The sequence below is a fragment of the Streptomyces sp. CA-142005 genome, assembly GCF_050942335.1.
Lineage (GTDB): Bacteria > Actinomycetota > Actinomycetes > Streptomycetales > Streptomycetaceae > Streptomyces.
In genome coordinates this window covers 7,485,988-7,505,912 of record NZ_CP192078.1, presented here as the reverse complement: position 1 = coordinate 7,505,912, position 19,925 = coordinate 7,485,988, and the positions used below count along the sequence as shown (strand labels likewise).

Below are 19,925 nucleotides of genomic sequence, written 5' to 3'. Positions count from 1 at the left end.
ACCACGACATGTCGACGACCACCAAGCCCGTCCTCGCGGGCCCCGCCCCGGCGAAGGCCGAACCGGCCCGGACCTGGCGGGGCCTGCGCGGCAGCCGCACGTTCAACTTCTGGCTCTTCCTCAGCCCCTTCCTCGTCGGGCTGATCGTCTTCATCTATCTGCCGATCGTCTGGAGCGTCTACCTCAGCTTCTTCGACGCGCGCTTCACCGTCACGCCGAGCAGGTTCATCGGTTTCGACAACTACACGTACATGCTGACGGACCCCAAGTTCGTCCACTCGCTCGGCACCTTCACCGTCTTCGCCGCGTTCATCGTGCCGACCACCTGGGCGGTGTCGCTGGGGCTCGCCCTGCTGGTGAACCGGCTCAGGTTCATGCGGGCGTTCTTCCGGTCGGTGTTCTTCCTGCCGACCGCGTGCAGTTACGTCGCCGCGTCGCTGATCTGGAAGATGTCCCTCTTCAGCGGCGTGCGCTTCGGCCTGATGAACACCGTCCTCGGCTGGTTCGGGATAGACGGCATCGCCTGGCTGGCCAGCCCCGATCCGCCCTGGTACTGGCTGGTCATCGTCTCGGCACGGCTGTGGCTGCAGTCCGGTTTCTACATGATCCTCTTCCTGGCCGCACTGCAGAACATCCCGGCCGAGCTGTACGAGGCCGCCGCCATCGACGGCGCCAGGCCGGGCTGGCAGACCTTCCGGCACATCACGCTGCCCCAGCTGCGCGCCACCTCGACGGCGGTGGTCCTGCTGCTGCTCATCGCCGCCTACCAGGCCTTCGATGAGTTCTTCAACCTGCTCGACAAGACCACCTGGGGCCGGCCCCCGCTGGTCGAGCTGTACTACACCGCCCTGGGCCAGGAACAGGACTACGGCGCCGGCAGCGCGGGCGCCGTCATCCTGACCGCGCTGATCGTCGTCGTAACCCTTTTCCAGGGCAAGATCATGGGCTTCGGAAGGGGGGACGAGTCCAAGTGACCGCCAAACGCAGGGGCGGGGTGATGGGCAACACCGGGCTCTACATCGCCACCGGTGTCGCCGCCGTCCTCTTCCTGGTCCCGTTCTACGTGCTGCTGCGCAACTCCCTGTCCACCGACGCCCGGATCACCGGCGAGCACTGGGAGCTCTTCCCCACGCACCTGCAGTGGGACAACATCGGCGAGCTGTTCGACGACCCGTCGGTGCCGTTCGCCCGGTCGCTGCTGAACTCCGCGGTCGTCGCCGTCTCCATGACCGCCGGCATCCTGCTGGTGTGCTCGCTCGCGGGCTACGCCCTGGCCCGCATCCCGTACCGGCACGCCAACAAGATCTTCTATGTCGTGCTGGGCACCCTGATGGTCCCGACCTCGGTCACCTTCGTGCCCAGCTTCGTGCTGGTGTCGTCGCTCGGCTGGGTGGACAGCTACCGGGGCCTGATCATTCCGGGGCTGTTCAGCGGTTTCACCTGCTTCCTGTTCCGGCAGTACTTCCTCGGGTTCCCCAAGGAGCTGGAGGAGGCGGCGCGCGTGGACGGGCTCGGCTACTGGGGCGCGTACTGGCGGGTCGTCGTCCCCAACTCGCTGAACTTCTTCGCGGCGATCGCGACGATCACGTTCATCAACGGCTGGAACGCCTTTCTGTGGCCGCTGGTCATCGGGCAGGACCCCGACTCGTGGACCGTCCAGGTCGCGCTCTCCTCGTACATCACCAACCAGACCGTCGTCTTCCACCAGATCTTCATGGCGGCCGCCATTTCCATCCTGCCGCTGCTGTTCGTGTTCCTCTTCCTCCAGCGCTGGCTGGTGCAGGGGATCGCACAGACCGGCATCAAGGGCTGAGCTAGGAGACCGATGTCGTTGAGCACCCACACCGTCACCGATTACGTCGAGGACGTCTCGCCGGGCTCCGGGGCGCTGCCGCCCCGCGCCTGGTACGCCTCCTCGGACGCCAAGTCCTTGTCCCTGAACGGCAGCTGGCGTTTCCGGCTGTCGCCGACGGCCGACGCAGAGGACGACTCCTTCGCCGAGGAGGGGTACGACGCCGGAGACTGGGCCGAGATCCCGGTCCCGGGCCACTGGGTCCTCCAGGGGCACGGCTCCCCCATCTACACCAACCACCTCTACCCGTTCCCGGTCGACCCGCCACGGGTGCCGACCGAGAACCCGACCGGCGACCATCTGCGGGTCTTCGACCTGCCTGAGGACTGGCCGTCGGACGGCGGTGCCGTGCTGCGCTTCGACGGGGTGGAGTCCTGCGCCCGGGTGTGGCTGAACGGCACGGACCTCGGCGAGTTCAAGGGCTCCCGCCTGCCGCACGAGTTCGCGGTCGGCCATCTGCTGAAGACTGCCGGCAATGTACTGGCGGTCCGCGTCCACCAGTGGTCGGCCGGCTCCTACCTGGAGGACCAGGACCAGTGGTGGCTGCCGGGCATCTTCCGTGACGTCACCCTGCTGCACCGCCCGGCGGGCGCCGCCCTCGACTTCTTCGTGCACGCCTCCTACGACCACCGCGCCGGTACCGGCACCCTGCGCGTCGACTCCGACGTGGACGGCCGGGTAACCGTTTCCGAGCTCGGTATCGACATCGCGACCGGCGAGAGCGTGACCGTACCGGTCGAGCCGTGGTCGGCGGAAACCCCGAGGCTGTACGAGGGCACGCTCGCCACCGAGGGCGAGCGGGTGTCGCTGCGCATCGGTTTCCGCACCGTCGAGCTGGCGGACGGCCTGATCAAGGTCAACGGCAGGCCGGTCCTCTTCAAGGGTGTCAACCGGCACGAGTGGCATCCGGAGAAGGGCCGCGCGCTGGACCTCGCCACCATGCGCGAGGACGTGCTGCTGATGAAACGGCACAACGTCAACGCCGTCCGCACCTCCCACTACCCGCCGCACCCGGCCTTCCTCGACCTGTGCGACGAGTACGGGCTGTGGGTGATCGACGAGTGCGATCTGGAGACCCACGGCTTCACCGAGCAGGGCTGGCGGGACAACCCCGTCGACGACGACCGCTGGACCCCGGCCCTGCTGGACCGGGCGTCCCGCATGGTCGAACGGGACAAGAACCACCCGTCGGTCGTCGTCTGGTCGCTGGGCAACGAGGCCGGCACCGGCCGCGGCCTGACCGCGATGGCCGAGTGGATCCGCGGCCGGGACTCCTCCCGCCTGATCCACTACGAGGGCGACCTCACCTGCCGTGACACGGACATGTACTCGCGGATGTACGCCGGCCACGCCGAGGTAGAGCGGATCGGCCAGGGCCTGGACGGCGGCAGCCTCAAGCGCCGCCGGCTGCCCTTCATCCTCTGCGAGTACGCGCACGCCATGGGCAACGGTCCCGGCGGACTCGCCGACTACCAGCGGCTGTTCGAGTCGTACGAGCGGCTGCAGGGTGCCTTCGTGTGGGAGTGGATCGACCACGGCATCGCCCATCCGGAGCTGGGCTACGCCTACGGCGGTGACTTCGGCGAGGAGCTGCACGACGGCAACTTCGTCTGCGACGGCCTGCTCTTCCCGGACCGGCGGCCCTCCCCCGGCCTGGTCGAGTTCAAGAAGGTGATCGAACCGGTCGGCATCGCCGGCGACTTCGGCGACGGAACGGTCCGGGTCACCAACAAGCAGGACTTCGCCGGCCTGTCGGCGCTGGCGTTCTCGTGGTCGTACGAGGTCGACGGGGAGGCGGTGGAGACCGGCACGCTGTCGGTGCCGGCGCTGGCGCCCGGCGAGTCGGCCGACGTGAAGCTGCCCGCGCCGCCGGCCGGGGCGCCGGCCGGCGAGGCTTTCTGGACGGTCCGGGCGGCGCTCGCGGCGGACACCGCCTGGGCGCCGAAGGGCCATGTGGTGGCCTGGGGCCAGGTCCCGGCGTCGGAGCGCCGGGTGCCCACGGTCGCGGCGACGGCCCGCCCGGTGTCGGGCGACGGGGTGATCACCCTCGGCGCCGGCACCTTCGACGCCCGCACCGGCGCCCTGACGGCCGTCGGCGGCGTGCCGGTCTCCGGGCTGCGCCTGGACGTGTGGCGGGCCACCACCGACAACGACGACGGTGCTCCCTGGCAGCCCGACCTGCGCTACGGGCTGCTGTGGCGGGGGCTCGGCCTGCACCGGATGCGGCACCGGCTGGACGCGCTGGAGACCGGCGAGCACACCCTGACGGTCCGCACCCGGGTGGCGCCGGCCGCACGGGAGCTGGGGCTGTCGACCGTATACCGCTGGACCTCGGACGGAGACCGGCTGCGGTTGACCGTACGCACCACCCCCGAGGGCGACTGGAGCGTCCCCCTCCCCCGGCTCGGCATCCGCTTCGGACTGCGAGCGGCCGACCGTGTGCAGTGGTACGGCGGGGGCCCCGGCGAGGCGTATCCGGACACCGGCACGGCGTCGGCGGTCGGCCGCTGGCGGTCGACCGTGGACGGTATGCAGACGCCGTACGTCCGTCCCCAGGAGAACGGCGCCCGCATCGACGTCCGCTGGGCCGAGCTCGGCGGCCTGCGCATCGAGGGCGACCCGGCGTTCTGGCTCACCGCCCGCCGCTGGACCACCGAGCAGCTGGACGCCGCCGAACACCGCACCGACCTCGCCCCCGGCGACACGGTGTGGGTCAACCTCGACCACGGCCAGCACGGCATCGGCTCCCAGTCCTGCGGCCCGGCCCCGCTGCCCCAGTACCACCTGCGGGCCGAACCGGCGGAGTTCTCCTTCGTGTTCTCCACCGCCCCCGACCCGGAGACCAGCTGACCACCACGTCCTCCGATCCCACCGCGGCCGGCCGGTTCCTAACCGGCCGGCCGAGTCGGGGTCGGCCTTGGCCGGCGGCCGCGTCCAATGCGCTCGGCCCGCCCGCCCACCTGCTGTGGCGCCGTGCCCTCGGGTACTGCACGGGGATGAGCGGATGACCTCGCCCGCACAGGGCCCGCCCCCCACAGCCGCGGCACCCGACCCGAGTCCGGGCATGCGGCTTGAGTCTCTCCCCGCGGGAGGGTGCAGGGTCGAGCTCATGAGCAGCACTGATCTCGACGGGCGCCTCGCCGTGGTGGCGGGCGCGAGCAAGGGAGTCGGGCTGGCGACGGCACGCCGGCTCGGCAACGCCGGAGCTCGGGTCGTCACCATCGCCCGTACGCCGCCGGAGACCTCCGACCCCTTCTTCGTCCGGGCCGACCTGAGTACCCGCGAGGGTGTGGCGTCGGCGGCTTCGGCAGTGGCCGAGCTGGTCGGCGTACCGGACATCCTGGTGCATGTCGTGGGTGGCTCCCGCTCCCCGGCCGGTGGGTACGCGGCCTTGGACGAGGAACTGTGGGCGCAGGAGCTCGCGCTCAACCTGTTCCCCGCGGTCCGGCTGGACCGCGAGCTGGTCCCCGGGATGGTGGCCCGCGGGTCGGGCGCCGTCGTCCATGTGACCTCCATCCAGCGCCGTATGCCGCTGCACCAGTCGACGCTGGCGTACGCCGCGGCCAAGAGCGCCCTGGCCACCTACAGCAAGGGACTCGCGAACGAGGTCGCCCCGGCCGGCGTCCGGGTCAACTCGGTCGCGCCCGGCTTCATCCGCACCGACGGTGCCGAGCATCTGCTCGCGCGCCGGATGAGCGAGGACGGCGTCTCCAGGGAGGCCGCCCTCGACGGCCTGATGCAGGTCCTCGGCGGCATCCCGCTGGGGCGGCCCGCCGAGCCGGAAGAGGTGGCCGAGGTGATCGCCTTCCTCGCCTCGGATCGGGCGAGCGCGGTCACCGGCGCCGAACACGTCGTCGACGGCGGCACCCTTCGCACCCTCTGACACGTCTCGACACAGGAGAAGACCATGCATGACATCCAGGAGTTCACCGAGGAGTACTTCGGCGCGGCGGTCGACCCCGACCGTGAGCGCTACTTCTCGCTCTTCCGCGACGACGTCGTCGTACACGACGACGGCCGGAGCCACCATGGACTCACGGCGGTGCGCCGCTGGCGCGCCGAGATCCCTTCCGTGCGCTACAACCTCCGCGGGGTCACCGGTACGGCCACCGCGTGCACGGCGGTCGCGGAGGTCTCCGGCGACTTCCCCGGCAGCCCGGTCACGCTCCGCTTCGCCTTCGTCCGCGACGTACAGGGGAAGATCACCCAGCTGGGCATCGAACCCTGACAGCGAGAGCGCACCGGTCCGGATGCGGACCACGAGGAGGACATCGTGGCTGAGCGGCTGACCATCGGAGAGTTCTCCCGCATCACGCACCTGAGCATCCGCGCGCTGCGCCGCTACCACGAGCAGGAGCTCCTCGTCCCCGCAGAGGTCGACCCGGCCACGGGCTACCGCTACTACGCGCCCGCACAGGTCCGGCCGGCGCTGACCATCAGGCGGCTCCGCGAGCTCGACCTCCCGCTGCCGGACGTCAGGCGCTTTCTCGAGGCGGAGTCCGCCAGCGGGAACGCGGCCGGCCATGGCACGGCGCAACGGATCGTCGCCGCCCACCTGCGCCGGCTCGAAGACCGGCTCGGCCGCACGCAGCGAGCGGTGCAGGCGTTGCGGGAGCTCCTCGACCCGGAGGCCGAGCGGGCGGTGAGCCTGGAGGTTCTTCCGCCTCAGCGAGTCCTCGCCGTGTCTGTGGACGTTCCGCCCGGCGCCGACTTGAGCTGGTACGACGCCGCGATGCGTGACCTGGACGCAGCAGCCGGCCGGCGTCCGGTGCTCCCGCCCGGCGGCCGGTACGAGCACACGCTCTTCACCGAGGGCCACGGCCGCGCCACCGTCTACCTCCCGGCCGAGCCACCGCTGCGGCCAGGAGCCCCCGGTGCCGTGAGGGAGCTCCAACTGCCACAGCGGAGAGCTGTCGTCGCCACCCACTCCGGTCCGCACGACGATCTCGACCTCACCTACGCCGCCGTCGGCTCCTTCGCGGCCCGGAACGGGCTGGGCAGCGATGACTTCGTCGAGGAGGTCTATCTCGTCGGGCCACGCGACACCGACCAGCCCGACCACTGGCGCACCCTCGTCGCGTGGCTGCTCGCCTCCGGCGCCGGTCCGTCACCGACGTAGGGGCAGCAAGCCTCGGCTGTCGCTGAGGCAGGTCCCAGGTGCTGAGGGTCACGCCCCACTCACCCGCAACCGGTCGCCGGCCGGCCAAGGAGTCTCGCCGGGCGAGGGCAAGAGCAGGTTCAGGCGGCCATGTACCGCAAGAAGGGCCGTCCGGGATCAGTGCCGACGGTTTCCTGGTATACCTAGGCGTTAACCTAGATAACCTAGGTATACAGGGAAAGGCAGGCTCCCATGGCCCGTGCGGGACTCACCGTCGACCGTGTCGTCGTGGCCGCCGCCGAGCTCGCCGACGAGGCGGGGTTCGAGAACGTCACGTTGTCCGCGCTGGCGCGCCGCTTCGGGGTGAAGGACGCGAGCCTGTACTCGCACGTCCGGGGCCTCGCGGACCTGCGCACCCGGCTGGCGCTGCACGCGGGCGGCGAGCTGATCGACCGGATCGCGGTGGCCGTGGCGGGCCGCGCGGGCAAGGACGCACTGGCCGCCTTCGCCGGCGCCTACCGCGCCTACGCCCTGGAGCACCCCGGCCGTTACGCGGCCACCCAGATCCGCATCGACCAGTCCCTGATCGCCGGCTCCCCGGCGATGCGCCGCACCGCAGAGATCACCTACGGCATGCTGCGCGGCTACGGCCTTGAGGAACCCGACCTGACCGACGCCGTACGCCTGCTGCGCAGCACCTTCCACGGCTACTGCGCCCTGGAGTCCTCCGGCGGCTTCGGCGCGGACCGGGACGTACGGGCCTCCTGGGACAAGGCGATCGACGCCCTGCACCTGGCCCTGACCCACTGGCCCCGGGAGACGAGAAACGATGACTGAACCGCTTTCCTACGACGTCACGGGCAGCGGTCCCGTGCTGCTGGTCCTGCCGGGCGGCGCCGGGCATCCGATGGGGCTCGGGCCGCTGACCGAGCGGCTGGCCGCGCGGTTCACCGTGGTGACGTACGACCCGCTGGGCCTCGCCCACGGCCGGCTCGGGCGGCCCGTTCCCGAGCAGCGGGTGGCGGACTGGAGCGAGGGCGCGCACCGGGTGCTGGAGGCGGTGCTTCCGGAAGGCGGTTCCGCCTGCGTCTTCGGGACCAGCTCCGGCGGCATCGCGGCCCTGGACCTGCTCGCCCGGCACCCCGGACGGCTGGCGCACGTGGTCGCGCACGAACCGCCGTGCGTGACGGTGCTGCCGGACGGGGAGGAGCGGCGGGCCGAGCTGATCGGACAGCTGGACGGCCCCGGGCGCCCGCCCGCGGAAGGCGACGCGGCCACACCGTTCGGGGTCTTCCTGGCACGCGTACTGCGCCCGTTCACGTCGTACCTGCCGTCCTTCACCGCTTCCCCGGGCGGTCTCAGCCTCGCCGCCGGCACCGACTCGCGCGGCGGGTCGCTGTACCGGACGAGCGTGTCGCTCGCCGGGCTGCTGGGCGGTTCGTTCGTGGAGTTCCCGGGCGGACACCTGGGCACGGTGGATCACCCGGTGGCGTTCGCGGACCTGCTCGCCGACACGCTGCGCTCCAGTGCGCGGACCTCGGCGTAGCCGGGGGTGGTTCCGCCCGGCGCGCGTCCGGCGGTGATGCCGACCGCCGCGTCCAGGGCCGCGCCGAGCGCCCGCCGGTAGAGCAGGGAGCCGAGGCTGATCCGGCGGACGCCGAGGTCGGCGAGGTGGGACACGGTGGGGCCGGTGGGCGAGTAGAGGATGTTGAGCGGGGCGTCGAGGCGCCGGACGAGGGCGGCGATCCGCCCGGGGTCGGTGAGCCCGGGCACGAACACCCCGTCGGCACCCGCCTGTTGGTAGGCGTCCAAGCGGCGCAGGGTGTCCGTCTCGTCGCCGTCGCCCAGCCAGTGGGTGTCCGTACGGGCGTTGACGAACAGGCCGGGTACGGCCGCCTTCACCGCGGCGATCTTCGCGGCGTGCCGGTCCCTGGGCCCGAGACCGTCCTCCAGGTTGATGCCGGCCACTCCGACCGTCCACAACTCGCTTGCCAGCGCCGCCACTTCGTCCGGATCACCGGCGAAACCGTCCTCCGCGTCGACCGACAGCAGGTACGGCTCCGAGCCGAGGGTGAGGGCGAGGCGCAGGGTGTGCTCTCGGGTCGCGCCCCGACCGTCGGGCAGTCCCACGGCCGCCGCCACCGCGAGACTCGTCGTACCGATCGCGTGAAAGCCGTGCGCCGCCAGTGTGGCGGCCGAGGCGTGGTCCCACGCGTTGGGCAGCAGAAGCGGTTCGCCGGGGCGGTGGTGAAGTCCGGCGAAGGAGGTCACGGTGGGCTCAGCGGTCATACGGCCATGCTGGACGCGGGGCGTTTCGGCGCCCGCCGAACCGTTGGGGTCGGCCCGGCTACTCCCCGCGCTCGGCCGCGCTGCGCTCCACGCAGAACTCGTTGCCCTCGGGATCGGCGAGGACCGCCCAGCCGGTGCCGTCGTCGTTGCGCCGGTCGTCGACCAGGGTGGCGCCGAGGGCGAGCAGCCGCGCGACCTCCTCGTCACGGCTGCGGTCCTGGGGCTGGAGGTCGACGTGGACCCGGTTCTTGACGGTCTTGGCATCGGGCACGGTGACGAAGAGCAGGCCCGCGCCCTCGATCAGGGCCATCGGGTCACCCGGGTGGTCGTCCTCGTGCAGGGGCTGTTCCAGCACCTTCGACCAGAAGCTGCCCAGGGCGTAGGCGTCGGCACAGTCGACGGTCACGTGACGGATCTTGGAAGACATGTGCTGGATTCTTGTCAATGGCGGTGAAGAACGGCAACCGGATAGCCCCACCTGTCGACCGGCCACAACGACCTCCACGAGCGAAACCGCACCGCCACCGCCACCGCCCGGAACGCCTCGCTCCGGGTCGCCCCGCACGGCAGGCCCCGCCCTCATCGTCGTACGACGACGTCCACCTCCGTCGCCGCCAGCCGTACCCGGGCCGTGCCTCCCCCGCTCCACCGGACCTCCAGTTGCCCTTCCCCGTCCGCCCGCACGGACACCAGCTCTCCCATCGGCTGCGGATGCGCGTCCCCGGTGAGCCGGGCCAGCGCGACGAACAGGGTGTCCCCCTCCCCGACGGTCCCGGTGAGCGCGCCGGACAGGCCCACAGCGGGCAGGAGTTCGGTCCGTACGCCGTCCCGCACCGCTTCCCACCCGGTGATCCGCACGGGTGTCCCGGGCGCGGCTCCCGACACCAGATGGGCCCGCACCTCCACCGCTCCCTCGGCGAGCACCACGCTCGTCACACCGATCCCGTCGCGCACGATGTGCCGGGAGGCGATCCAGCCCTCACCCGTGCCGAGCGGCTCGATCCCGGTGCGGCTCGCATCGCCGCCGACGATCACGCTGTTGTCGTACGACTCCCGGTCGGGCGTGGTCGCGGTCGAGTAGGCGAGCCGGGTGTAGTACGGGTCGTAGCGGACGTCCTCGCTGCCGTGGTTGTGCAGCCGGACCAGTCCGTCCGAACGGGTGGACTGCAGGAGCCAGTTGGGGGCGTGGACGGGCCGTGTCTCGTCGGCGCGGTCGACCGGGCCCGGTTCCTCGGTCGCCGTCCACACCTCGTGCTCCGCGGGCAGCAGCAGGCCGAGAAACCCTTTACTGGCCCAGTACGGGGAGGCCGGGCCCGAGTAGTCCTGCACGAGCGACTCGTCCGGGCCGAGCCAGCCCAGCGGGAGCAGTCCGCGCTCGTCGACCGCGCCGCCGTCGAGGAAGTACCGGAGCGCGCCGGAGGCCAGGCGCCGTGTCTCGCCCGGGGTCAGGGGGGTCTGTCCGGTCAGTGCGCCGAGCCAGAGCGGGGCGGTCGTCGCGAAGCGGTAGGTGAGGGAGCGGCCCTGGCGCAGGGGGCGCCGTCGCCGCCGAACAGGCGGGCGTAGTCGGCGAGATGGCGTGACAACCGTCGACCGTACACAGAAAGCAGTTCGCTGTCGTCCGCCAGCCATGCGTGGAGGACTGTGTACAGGTGCATGGCCCAGCCGTTGTAGTAGTCGAACTTCCGGCCGTCGCCGTCGGTGTACCAGCCGTCTCCGAGGTACCAGCCCTCGATCCGCTCCAGACCGTGGTCGATCGCCTTGCGTGCCGCCTCCGGCCGGTGCCCGATCTCCGCCAGGAAGCCGCCGACGGTGACGGGGAACAACTCCCAGTTGCACGGCCAGGGTTCTGCGGTGAGCGCGTCCCCCAGCCAGTCGGCGGTGCGCTGCCGTACAGCGTCGTCGAGCCGGTCCCACAGCAGTGGCCGGGTCAGCCGCAGGGCGAGCGCGATGGACGCTGCCTCGACGAGCGGCTGGCTGCGGTCCTCGATGCTCGGCCAGACCCCGCCGGGACCGGCCGCGAGGCCGTCGGCGTAGCGGCCGAGCGCGGTCTCGTCGCGGCGGAAGGCGGCCAGCAGCAGCGTACGGGCGTATCCCTCCAGTCCGTCGGAGAGGTGGCCGGAGTGGCTCGCGTGGTCGCCGGGGAGGTGGTAGAGGGCCCGGTCGGGGGTGGCGTGGGGCTCGACGGCGGCCAGCAGGGCGTCGGCGGCGGCCTCCCAGTGGGCGCGGGTGTAGCCGGTGTACGGGCTCGACAGGCGGTCGTCGGCGGGCAGTTCGATCACGGCGGTGATTTTCCTTCCTGGCGGGGCCTGGGGCGCCCCGGTTCCGGTCGGGGCACCCCAGGGGCTCATCCCACCCGCACGGCACCCTCGGGCACCAGATCCAGGGCGAGAAGCGCGTCGCGGACCAGGCCGGCGTAGACGGTGGCGCCGTGCACGGAGGTGTGCGTGTTGTCGCGCTTCTCGTTGTGGAGGTAGATCGCCTTGGAGCCCTCCGGGCCGAGGGACTCCACCAGCGCCTTGGTCTTCGCCGTGAGGTCGATCAGCGGGATGCGTTCGGCGGCGGCGACGGACCGGACGACGGCCGGGAGGTCGACGCCGAGGCCGTTGACCAGCAGGGCGGTGGTGTTGTCCAGGGTGCCGTCCCCTTCGACCGCGTCAGCACTTTCAGGATCGCCGAGCGCTCGTCCACCCGGACTCGCCAGACGCCGGCGGTGACACCGCTGCGCGGGTTGTGGACGAGCGGCGTCCGCGCCGGGACTTCGGTGAAGTCGCCGAAAACGCCGCGCAGTTCGCCCTGGAGCGAGTCGGGAATTTCCTGGACGTCCGGGGACGGGGAGGCCTTCGGGGGCTCCTGGGCTTTCGGGCGCTCCGGGGTTCCGGCGTTTCCGAGCGGGTTTCCGCGGGTTCCGGTCCATCAGGGAGCGGTGTGGTCATTCCCCTCAGGCTAGACGGACGTCCCGGTCGCGAGACACCGCTTTCCGCGGGAGGGGCCGGCACAGCACGGCCGGACGCTCACCACCTGGACACCCCGGTCCGTCGGCGTCGGGCTTCGACTAGCGTCGTGACATGACCAGCGACACCTCACCCAGCCTCGCCGACGCCCTCGCCGCCGGGACGGTCGTGCTCGACGGCGGCATGTCCAACCAGCTGGAGTCGGCTGGGTACGACCTGAGCGACGAACTGTGGTCGGCGCGGCTGCTCGCCGGGCGGCCGGAAGCGGTGACGCAGGCGCATCTCGCCTACTTCCGGGCGGGCGCGGACGTGGCCATCACCGCCAGTTACCAGGCCACCTTCGAGGGCTTCGCGCGGCGCGGGATCGGCCATGACGACGCGGCCCGGCTGCTCACGCTGAGCGTGGACCTCGCGCGCGAGGCTTCCCGGCAGGCAGCGGACGAGGGCGTCGACCGGCCGCTGTGGGTGGCGGCGTCCGTCGGGCCGTACGGCGCGATGCTCGCGGACGGGTCCGAGTACCGGGGCCGGTACGGGCTGGGCGTGGACGAGCTGGAGCGCTTTCACCGGCCGCGCATCGAGGTGCTGGCCGCCGCGGCGCCGGACGTCCTCGCGCTGGAGACGGTGCCGGACGCCGACGAGGGCGCCGCGCTGCTCAGGGCGGTGCGCGGGCTGGGGGTGCCGGCCTGGCTGTCGTATACCGTCGACGGTCGGCGCACGCGGGCCGGGCAGCCGCTGGAGGAGGCCTTCGCCTTGGCCTCCGACGTGGACGAGGTGATCGCGGTCGGCGTGAACTGCTGTGCGCCGGAGGACGTGGAGCCGGCGGTGGAGATCGCGGCGCGGGTCACCGGCAAGCCGGTCGTGGTCTATCCGAACAGCGGCGAGGCCTGGGACGCCGAGGCGCGTGCCTGGACGGGGCGGACGAGGTTCGGCGCCGGGCAGGTGAAGACCTGGCGGGACGCGGGTGCGCGGCTCATCGGGGGGTGCTGCCGGGTGGGGCCGGAGGCGATCGCGTCGATCAGGCAGGCGTTGGGCACGCTCTGAGCGGCACTCTCGTCATCCCCAAGGCCCCGCGGGACGGCCGGACCGCCTCCGGGCACGCGGGCATGCGCCGGAGCGGTGCACCGACACTGGCCCACGCCCGCTCCCGGACGCCGGCCTCCCGCCTGGGAACCGGTTTCTGCCGATGTTGCCGCAGTTCCCGACGGTGCGGAGGGGCGGGGGATGACCAGGAAGAGCGAGGCCGCCGGACGGAGCACGATCCGGGATGTCGCGGCGCGGGCCGGGGTGTCCGCGTCGACCGTGTCCCGGGTGCTGGGCGGGGTGTACCCGGTGAGCACGGCCACCCGGACCCGGGTGCTGCGGGCCGTGCGCGAGATGGACTACGTGGCCGACGCGCACGCCAAGGCCGTCGCCGAGGTCGGTACGCCGACCCTGGCGTCCCTGGGTCACTCCCCGGGCTCCCCCGGTGAGCACCTGCTGCTGGGCACGCATGTGGTGGTGCGGGAGTCGGTGGCCGCGGTTCAGGGGTGAGGGGCGGTTAAGGGGTGAGGTCGGGGCGGACCTGTGACGGCATGCCGACGACCGTCGGCCGTCTGCCGTCGACTGTCGACGATCAGCGGCGCCGCGCCCCCACCGACCGCCGCAGGCGCCGTACCGCCGCCGCCAGCTCCGCTCCCGGTGCCCGGATCTCGGAGGCGGGGCCGGGTTCCGGGAGGGCGGACGCGGTCGCCCAGAGGGCGATTTCCGCGTCTCGTGGACCGTATGCGGTATACGGTTCACCGTCGCCGAAGATCCGCACCGGATGGGACGCGTCCCAGGCCTGCCAGCCGGGATCCCCTGTCGTCGCGAAGCGCACCCAGGCGGCGTGCATCGCGTCGGCCAGCTCCTGCGGGGCGCCCTGACCCGCCAGTTTCTTCGACTCGGGGAGGTCACCGGAGTCGAAGACGAACCCGAGTTCCAGGGCGTGGCAGGCGCCGAGGCCGGGGATGCGGGACGGCCAGGCGAACTCGTAGAGGTGGGAGGTGCCGGGGCGGACGTCGGCGAGGCGGTGCAGCGGGAGGCGCAGCAGGTGGTCGGTGACCATCTGGCCGACGATCTCGGCGGCGCCGGCGTCGGGGCGCAGGGCGCGGTAGCCGCGGGGCACCTCGTGCCCGGCGCGGCAGCGGGCCATGGCTCCGGCGAGGGCGACGGGGCCGAGCCGGTCGACGTGCTCCACCAGCCCGCCGGGCACGAGCCAGAGCCGGTACTCGTCCCGGGTCCAGCCCATCAGCAGCTCGACGCCCTGGGCGGCGTCGCCGTCGACCAGGGCCTGAAGGGGGTCGCGGGGCACGAGGTCGCCGTCCACGACGATGCCGAACGCGGGTCCGCCCAGGACCGGGCTGCTGAGCCGGCCGACCTCGGCCTGGGTGCGCAGCAGCAGGTCGCGGTCGACGGCGGCGAAGGCCTCGGCGGTGGCGGGGATCTTCAGCCGGGTGGCCATGCGGCGCACCATGCGCCGTACCTTGTCCCGTTCGGACGCCTCCGGGGCGCCGCTCTGCAGCACCGCGCGCCGGATCAGGCCCCGGGTCGCGGGTGCGGCGAGCAGGGCGCCGGCGCTGATGGCGCCGGCCGACTGGCCGCACAGGGTGATCTGGTCCGGGTCACCGCCGAAGGCGCCGATCGCGTCGTGCACCCAGCGCAGGGCGGCGAGCTGGTCGCGCAGGCCGGGGTTGGGCGGTGCGTCGGGGAACAGTCCGTAGCCCTCGACGCCCAGCCGGTAGTTGACGGAGACGCAGACGACGCCGTCCCGGGCGAAGGTGGCGCCGTTGTAGACGGGCACGGCGGAGGATCCCCTGGTCAGGGCGCCGCCGTGGAGCCAGATGAGGACCGGGAGGCGGGCGCCGGGGTCCGGTTGCGGGGTCCATACGTTGAGGTTGAGGCAGTCGTCGCCGGCGATCTCCGGGTCGGACAGGTACTGGCCGAACGCTTCGGAGTACGGCGGTTTCGGCGCGGTGGGACCGAAGGCGCCGGCGTCGCGCACCCCGTCCCAGGGCTCGGGCGGCTCGGGCGGGCGGAACCGCCGGGGGCCGAAGGGCGGGGCGGCGTACGGGATGCCGCGGAACACCGCGACGCCCTGCTCGTACCGGCCGCGTACGGCCCCGTACGGCGTTCTGACCACGGGGTTCGCCTGGTCCGCCGTCATCGCTCACCAGCCCTTCGCCGCGCGCTCGTGCACCGTGCACCATCAGAGCACCACAAGAGCGCCCGGTATTCCGGCTGCACGGGCGCGCGGGAGGGCCGTTCGGGCTACCCCGGCACGGTGGGTGTCGGGGCGGTCACGTTCGGGACCACGGCTACTTGGCGTACATCAGGGTGCCGAAGCCGAGCTGGTCGTAGCCGCCGCTGGTGGAGCCGTAGTCACCGCCGCCGCCCTCGGGGGCGACGAGGTCGTAGTACATGGCGGCGATGTACGTGTCGTCGAGGACAGACGGCGGTTGTAGTGGAAGTGGAATGGCCCACACCGGGCGGATCTGCCCGCGCGAGCCGGAGCCGATCGCCGTCTGCGACTGCTGGGCGCAGTTCTGGCCGCCACCCCAGGTGTAGGTCGTGTAGGGGACGTCCTGGCCGGTGTTGTACTTCGCGACGTACTGGGCGGCCTTCATGAAGCGGCGGTCGTCGTACGAGTACAGGTCGTCTCCCTGGTTCCAGGCCATCTCGCACAGGGAGCCCATCTGCCCCATGCCCATGATGGTGTGTCCCTGGTCGCGGCCCGACTCCTGCCACTGGCCGAGGGCGTAGCCGTCGGCGTCGGTGTACAGGTACGGCACCGCGTGCGCGAGGGAACCGTTTCCGGCGCCGGACTTGAAGTACGTGACGGCCTGGTCGTACTTGGCGGCGTCGTCGGTGAGGATCCCGATGGCCATGATCGAGGCCGTGGTGCACAGGTCCCAGTTCGTCCAGTAGTTGGTGATGCAGGCGTCGTTGTGGTTGGTCAGGAAGCTGTTGTTGAGCGGGTAGAAGACGCTCACCATCATGTCCTGGAAGGCGGCGAGGTCGAACCCGTCGTATTCCCGCATGAGTTCGCCCGCGTTGGCGAACTCCCAGCCGTAGATGCCGACGGCGAGGAAGCGGTCGGCGTTGCCGTCTTCCCGGCAGCGCGCATACCCACCAACACCCGCCCAGCCGACAGCCGATTGACCGCCCCTCCCGGCAGACATACGGTAGAAGGCGCTTTCTGAAACGGTTTCCATCCCGCAACCACACTCCCTCCCCCATCGCTCCCAGGAGAGCCATGCCCAGCCCTCAACCGCCGCGGGCCGTGTTCGCGATGGATCCGGTACACCTGCCGTTGCTGTTCCCTCCGCCGCTCATGGCCCGGCTGAGGCGGACGGCCGACATCGACACCGAGCTCGTCGTACGGGACTTCACCGATCCGGCGGGGGCCGCGGCCCTGGCCCGGGCCGAGGTGCTGATCACCGGCTGGGGCTGCCCGCATCTGGACGCCGGCGTCCTGGCCACGGTCCCGAAGCTGCGTGCCGTCCTGCACGCCGCGGGCTCGGTCCGTTCCCTGGTCGGCGAAGCCGTATGGAAACACGGCGTCACCGTGTCCAGCGCGGTCACCGGCAACGCCGTGCCCGTGGCGGAGTACACGCTCGCGATGATCCTGCTCGCCGGGAAGGACGCCTTCGCGCACCGCGAGCGCTACCGCCGCACCCACGCCGGCCCGCCCCCCGCCGAGACCGCGGCCACCGGAAACCTCCGGCGCCGCGTCGGGGTCGTCGGCGCCTCCCGCGTGGGCCGCCGGCTCATGGAACTCCTGCGGCCGTTCGACCTCACCGTCCTGCTGCACGACCCCTACCTGAGCCCCGCCGAGGCCGCCGCCCTCGGGGCCGAACTGCTGCCGCTGGAGGACCTGTTGCGGCGCAGCGACATCGTCAGCCTGCACGCCCCCGACATCCCCGAGACCCACCACATGCTCGACCGGGCCCGGCTCGCCCTCATCCGGGACGGCGGTGTGCTGATCAACACCGCGCGCGGTGCGCTGGTCGACCACGAGGCGCTCACCGAGGAGCTGGTCTCGGGACGGCTGCGCGCGGTCCTCGACGTCACCGAGCCCGAGCCGCTGCCCGCCGATTCCCCGCTGTACCGGCTGCCCAACGTCTTCCTCACCCCGCACATCGCGGGCTCGCTCGGCAATGAACTGGAGCGGCTGGGCCTGATCGTCGTGGAGGAGGTGGAGCGGCTGGCGGCGGGCCTGCCGCCCCTGCACGAGGTGCGGCACGCGGACCTGGCCCGGGTCGCCTGATGCCCGTGGACGGACCGCCGTCCACAGGTCCGCCGGGCCTCGGAGGGCCGTTGTCCACAGGCCCACCGGTCGGAGTGACGGTGGGATACGGTTTCCGAACCGGCGCGGACCCGTGCAGGTGGGAGACGCGCCACGACGTCGAAGGAGCCGCAACGGTGAGTGCGGGCCTGGAGGTGGTGGTCTCGGCCGGGCCGGCCCGCACCCGGGCCGACCGGCCTGAGCGGGACTGGCTGGACAAGCCGACGGCGCGCGGCTCCTCGGGGGTGCTGTTCAACCTGGCGGAGCTGTCCCCGTCGCAGTACGCGTGGCTGGACCACCATCGCATCCCCTACGTGCTGATCGACCCCGCGCACGAGCCGCCGGCCGGAGTGGTGTCGGTCGGGGCGGCCAACTGGCAGGGCGGGGTGAGCGCGACGGAGCATCTGCTCGAACTCGGCCATCGGCGCATCGCGGTGATCGCCGGGCACCGGCACACCATGGCCGGCGGCGCCCGGGTGGCCGGTTACCGTTCCGCGCTCGCCTCGGCCGGACTGCCGTACCGCGCCGAGTACGTGCGGCACGCCGGTGTCGACGAGACCGCCGCCCGGCGGTGCATGCACAGGCTGCTGGACCTGCCGGAGCCGCCGACCGCGGTGTTCGTGTGCTCCGACCGGCTGACCCTCGGCGTGTACGAGGCCCTCACGGAACGGGAGTTGAGGGTGCCGGACGACATGAGCGTCGTGGGCTTCGACGATCTGCCCGAGGCCCGCTGGGCGGCGCCGGGGCTGACCACGGTCCGCCGGCCGCTCGGTGAGATGGCGGCGACCGCACTCCGGCTGCTGGTGCGGATGATGCAGGGCGAGCACCCAGAAGGCACGCGGACCGAGCTGTCGACCCGGCTGGTGTCGCGGGCGAGCACGGCCGCGCCGCCCGAGGAGCGGCCGACTGCGTGATGTGCGGAGCCCGTTCGGGCGCAGACGGTGACGGCACCCGGCGCGGCATCGTTTCCCGGGCATGGACCTCACCACGCGCACCGCAGCGGCCCTCGCCGTGGCCGCAGTCGCCCTGGTCACCGCCTACGGCACGGCCCACGCCGCCTGCCACACCCTCGCTCCGGGCCCGCACCGGGCCACGGTGGCCACACCCGGCGACGAGCACGACCCGACGGAGGACGTGGAACTCGACGAGAACGGCCGCCCCGACCTCGGCGAGGACTGGGGCACGCTGCACGGTTGATGAGTGGGGCACGGAGCACGGCGGCGGCCGGGCACCTCGTGCGGGAGGTGCCCGGCCGCCGCCGTATACGGGGAGCGCCGGCGAGCGCGGTCAGTCCGCGACCCCGTGCCGGTGCGCGGCGCCCACGAGGGCCTCAACCACATCCACGGCGCTGCCGTCGTGGTCGCTGCCGGCCGTGCCGCTGCCGGTCTGCACGTTGGCCGCGCGGTCGACCTCCAGCCAGGAGTCGGCGTGGGAGTTGTCGACCACGGTGATCAGACTGCCGGACGCGACCGCCGGTGCCGCACCGGCCCCCAGCACGGCGGCGGCGACCGACGCCGCCATCCCGAGCCGGGGTACGGCGCCGGTCACACGCCCACGCCCTCGGGGGTGAGCCGCTCACGGGCGATGTTGCGCTCCAGCAGGCTGGTGGAGGCCTTCACGCCGATCCCGCTCGCGGGGTCCACCTCCGGCAGCCGGCCGTCGGCCGCCTTCAGGCCGGCGAGCGCGGAGTCCATCGCCTCGTGCGCCGCGAACAGGCACGGGGTGCTGTAGATCGCGACGTCGACGCCGAGGTCGGACAGCTCACCGAGGGACAGGCGGGGCGACTTGCCGCCGGCGATCTGGTTGAACAGCAGCGGCTTGGCGCCGACCACCTCACGGATGCGCCTGATCCACTCGACGCTGCGCACCCCGTCGACCAGCACCACATCGGCGTCGGTCGCGGCCAGCCGCTCGGCGCGGTGCAGGATGTCGTGCTCGTCGGTGGCGTCCGTACGGGCGACGACGACCAGATCCTTGCGGGTCTCCAGCACCTTGTGCAGCTTCTCCAGGTACTCCTCCAGCGGGAGCACCTGCTTGCCGTCGGCGTGGCCGCAGCGGCGGGGCCGCTTCTGGTCCTCCAGGATCACTCCGGAGGCGCCGATGCGCTCCAGCCCCTCGACGACGTGACAGGCGACCTCGGGGTCGACATACCCGTCGTCGATGTCGACCAGCAGGTGATGGTGCGGGAACGCGCCCCGCAGCCGCTGAACGAAGGCCACCATGTCGGGCCAAGCGATGAAACCGATGTCCGGCAGCCCGTAGTACGAGGCCGCGAAGCCGAAGCCCGAAACGAACATCCCGTCGTAGTGCTTGGCCGCGATCGACGCCGAGTACATGTCGTACACGCCGATCAGCGGTGTGGTCCCGGGCCCGGCGATGCGCTCGCGCAGCTTCTTACCGTAAGTCAAGGTCCGGCTCCTCCTGTGGGTGGGT

16 protein-coding genes and 5 pseudogenes are annotated in these 19,925 nt (G+C 72.2%); 13 read left to right on the top strand and 8 right to left on the bottom strand.

The genetic code is table 11. From position 1 onward, the window contains the following. The first annotated feature begins 8 nt into the window (after positions 1–8). From ACQPXS_RS34920 to ACQPXS_RS34885, 8 genes are all read left to right on the top strand, one after another. Positions 9–974 carry a carbohydrate ABC transporter permease gene (locus ACQPXS_RS34920; protein ID WP_433453409.1) on the top strand — a complete coding sequence of 322 codons (966 nt, stop codon included), beginning with the start codon at positions 9–11 and terminating at the stop codon, positions 972–974. A 23-nt stretch (positions 975–997) separates the two neighbouring features. Next, on the top strand, positions 998–1,813 hold the full coding sequence (locus ACQPXS_RS34915; RefSeq protein WP_433456075.1) for a carbohydrate ABC transporter permease: 816 nt from the start codon (positions 998–1,000) through the stop codon (positions 1,811–1,813). An 18-nt stretch (positions 1,814–1,831) separates the two neighbouring features. Beyond that, entirely contained in the window at positions 1,832–4,702 is a 2,871-nt protein-coding gene (locus tag ACQPXS_RS34910) for a glycoside hydrolase family 2 TIM barrel-domain containing protein (protein ID WP_433453407.1), read from the top strand. A 259-nt stretch (positions 4,703–4,961) separates the two neighbouring features. Continuing rightward, a complete protein-coding gene (locus tag ACQPXS_RS34905) occupies positions 4,962–5,735 on the top strand; it encodes an SDR family oxidoreductase (protein ID WP_433453406.1) in 774 nt (257 codons plus the stop codon). Between the two features lie 24 nt (positions 5,736–5,759). After that, positions 5,760–6,080 (top strand): nuclear transport factor 2 family protein, encoded by a 321-nt coding sequence (locus ACQPXS_RS34900; RefSeq protein WP_433453404.1) that lies wholly within the window; start codon positions 5,760–5,762, stop codon positions 6,078–6,080. Between the two features lie 45 nt (positions 6,081–6,125). Continuing rightward, positions 6,126–6,971, top strand: a complete 846-nt coding sequence (locus ACQPXS_RS34895; RefSeq protein WP_433453402.1) for a MerR family transcriptional regulator — start codon at positions 6,126–6,128, stop codon at positions 6,969–6,971. 231 nt (positions 6,972–7,202) lie between these two features. Next, on the top strand, positions 7,203–7,787 hold the full coding sequence (locus tag ACQPXS_RS34890) for a TetR/AcrR family transcriptional regulator (protein WP_356308842.1): 585 nt from the start codon (positions 7,203–7,205) through the stop codon (positions 7,785–7,787). Next, positions 7,780–8,496, top strand: coding sequence for an alpha/beta fold hydrolase (locus ACQPXS_RS34885; protein WP_433453401.1), 717 nt, complete (start codon positions 7,780–7,782; stop codon positions 8,494–8,496). Before ACQPXS_RS34890 ends, ACQPXS_RS34885 begins: the two co-directional genes overlap by 8 nt. Here the strand turns inward: ACQPXS_RS34885 and ACQPXS_RS34880 are convergent. From ACQPXS_RS34880 to ACQPXS_RS34865, 4 genes and pseudogenes are all read right to left on the bottom strand, one after another. Next, on the bottom strand, positions 8,430–9,239 hold the full coding sequence (locus tag ACQPXS_RS34880; RefSeq protein ID WP_433453399.1) for an isocitrate lyase/PEP mutase family protein: 810 nt from the start codon (positions 9,237–9,239) through the stop codon (positions 8,430–8,432). The genes ACQPXS_RS34885 and ACQPXS_RS34880 overlap by 67 nt on opposite strands. A gap of 58 nt (positions 9,240–9,297) precedes the next feature. Further along, entirely contained in the window at positions 9,298–9,666 is a 369-nt protein-coding gene (locus ACQPXS_RS34875; protein ID WP_433453397.1) for a VOC family protein, read from the bottom strand. A gap of 152 nt (positions 9,667–9,818) precedes the next feature. Next, positions 9,819–11,515 (bottom strand): annotated as a pseudogene (locus ACQPXS_RS34870) (DUF2264 domain-containing protein). A 68-nt stretch (positions 11,516–11,583) separates the two neighbouring features. After that, positions 11,584–11,880 (bottom strand): annotated as a pseudogene (locus tag ACQPXS_RS34865) (carbohydrate esterase); the annotation flags it as partial. Between the two features lie 424 nt (positions 11,881–12,304). Here ACQPXS_RS34865 and mmuM point away from each other — a divergent pair. Continuing rightward, on the top strand, positions 12,305–13,231 hold the full coding sequence (mmuM, locus tag ACQPXS_RS34860) for a homocysteine S-methyltransferase (protein ID WP_433453396.1): 927 nt from the start codon (positions 12,305–12,307) through the stop codon (positions 13,229–13,231). Between the two features lie 180 nt (positions 13,232–13,411). Beyond that, positions 13,412–13,631: pseudogene (locus tag ACQPXS_RS34855) on the top strand (LacI family DNA-binding transcriptional regulator); the annotation flags it as partial. 171 nt (positions 13,632–13,802) lie between these two features. On the opposite strand, the gene ACQPXS_RS34850 reads toward ACQPXS_RS34855, so the two are convergent. Both ACQPXS_RS34850 and ACQPXS_RS34845 read right to left on the bottom strand, forming a co-directional pair. After that, positions 13,803–15,371 carry a carboxylesterase/lipase family protein gene (locus ACQPXS_RS34850; protein ID WP_433453394.1) on the bottom strand — a complete coding sequence of 523 codons (1,569 nt, stop codon included), beginning with the start codon at positions 15,369–15,371 and terminating at the stop codon, positions 13,803–13,805. A 151-nt stretch (positions 15,372–15,522) separates the two neighbouring features. Beyond that, positions 15,523–16,311, bottom strand: a pseudogene (locus tag ACQPXS_RS34845) (alginate lyase family protein); the annotation flags it as partial. A 149-nt stretch (positions 16,312–16,460) separates the two neighbouring features. Here ACQPXS_RS34845 and ACQPXS_RS34840 point away from each other — a divergent pair. The 3 genes and pseudogenes from ACQPXS_RS34840 to ACQPXS_RS34830 all read left to right on the top strand — a co-directional run bounded on the left by ACQPXS_RS34840 (position 16,461) and on the right by ACQPXS_RS34830 (position 18,689). Then, on the top strand, positions 16,461–17,474 hold the full coding sequence (locus ACQPXS_RS34840) for a hydroxyacid dehydrogenase (protein ID WP_433453393.1): 1,014 nt from the start codon (positions 16,461–16,463) through the stop codon (positions 17,472–17,474). A 131-nt stretch (positions 17,475–17,605) separates the two neighbouring features. Further along, positions 17,606–18,406, top strand: a pseudogene (locus ACQPXS_RS34835) (substrate-binding domain-containing protein); the annotation flags it as partial. 61 nt (positions 18,407–18,467) lie between these two features. Next, a complete protein-coding gene (locus ACQPXS_RS34830) occupies positions 18,468–18,689 on the top strand; it encodes a hypothetical protein (protein WP_433453391.1) in 222 nt (73 codons plus the stop codon). A 90-nt stretch (positions 18,690–18,779) separates the two neighbouring features. On the opposite strand, the gene ACQPXS_RS34825 is transcribed toward ACQPXS_RS34830, so the two are convergent. Both ACQPXS_RS34825 and ACQPXS_RS34820 read right to left on the bottom strand, forming a co-directional pair. Further along, positions 18,780–19,040 (bottom strand): hypothetical protein, encoded by a 261-nt coding sequence (locus ACQPXS_RS34825; protein ID WP_433453390.1) that lies wholly within the window; start codon positions 19,038–19,040, stop codon positions 18,780–18,782. Then, positions 19,037–19,900, bottom strand: a complete 864-nt coding sequence (locus ACQPXS_RS34820; RefSeq protein WP_433453388.1) for an isocitrate lyase/PEP mutase family protein — start codon at positions 19,898–19,900, stop codon at positions 19,037–19,039. Before ACQPXS_RS34820 ends, ACQPXS_RS34825 begins: the two co-directional genes overlap by 4 nt. Positions 19,901–19,925 lie beyond the last annotated feature (25 nt).

Excerpts from the sequence above, each read along its gene's own strand:
- ACQPXS_RS34920 (WP_433453409.1), top strand. The coding sequence starts at position 9 with ATGTCGACGACCACCAAGCCCGTCCTCGCGGGCCCCGCCCCGGCGAAG.
- ACQPXS_RS34915 (WP_433456075.1), top strand. The coding sequence starts at position 998 with ATGGGCAACACCGGGCTCTACATCGCCACCGGTGTCGCCGCCGTCCTC.
- ACQPXS_RS34905 (WP_433453406.1), top strand. The coding sequence starts at position 4,962 with ATGAGCAGCACTGATCTCGACGGGCGCCTCGCCGTGGTGGCGGGCGCG.
- ACQPXS_RS34900 (WP_433453404.1), top strand. The coding sequence starts at position 5,760 with ATGCATGACATCCAGGAGTTCACCGAGGAGTACTTCGGCGCGGCGGTC.
- ACQPXS_RS34890 (WP_356308842.1), top strand. The coding sequence starts at position 7,203 with ATGGCCCGTGCGGGACTCACCGTCGACCGTGTCGTCGTGGCCGCCGCC.
- ACQPXS_RS34885 (WP_433453401.1), top strand. The coding sequence starts at position 7,780 with ATGACTGAACCGCTTTCCTACGACGTCACGGGCAGCGGTCCCGTGCTG.
- ACQPXS_RS34880 (WP_433453399.1), bottom strand. The coding sequence starts at position 9,239 with ATGACCGCTGAGCCCACCGTGACCTCCTTCGCCGGACTTCACCACCGC.
- ACQPXS_RS34875 (WP_433453397.1), bottom strand. The coding sequence starts at position 9,666 with ATGTCTTCCAAGATCCGTCACGTGACCGTCGACTGTGCCGACGCCTAC.
- mmuM (WP_433453396.1), top strand. The coding sequence starts at position 12,305 with ATGACCAGCGACACCTCACCCAGCCTCGCCGACGCCCTCGCCGCCGGG.
- ACQPXS_RS34850 (WP_433453394.1), bottom strand. The coding sequence starts at position 15,371 with ATGACGGCGGACCAGGCGAACCCCGTGGTCAGAACGCCGTACGGGGCC.
- ACQPXS_RS34840 (WP_433453393.1), top strand. The coding sequence starts at position 16,461 with ATGCCCAGCCCTCAACCGCCGCGGGCCGTGTTCGCGATGGATCCGGTA.
- ACQPXS_RS34830 (WP_433453391.1), top strand. The coding sequence starts at position 18,468 with ATGGACCTCACCACGCGCACCGCAGCGGCCCTCGCCGTGGCCGCAGTC.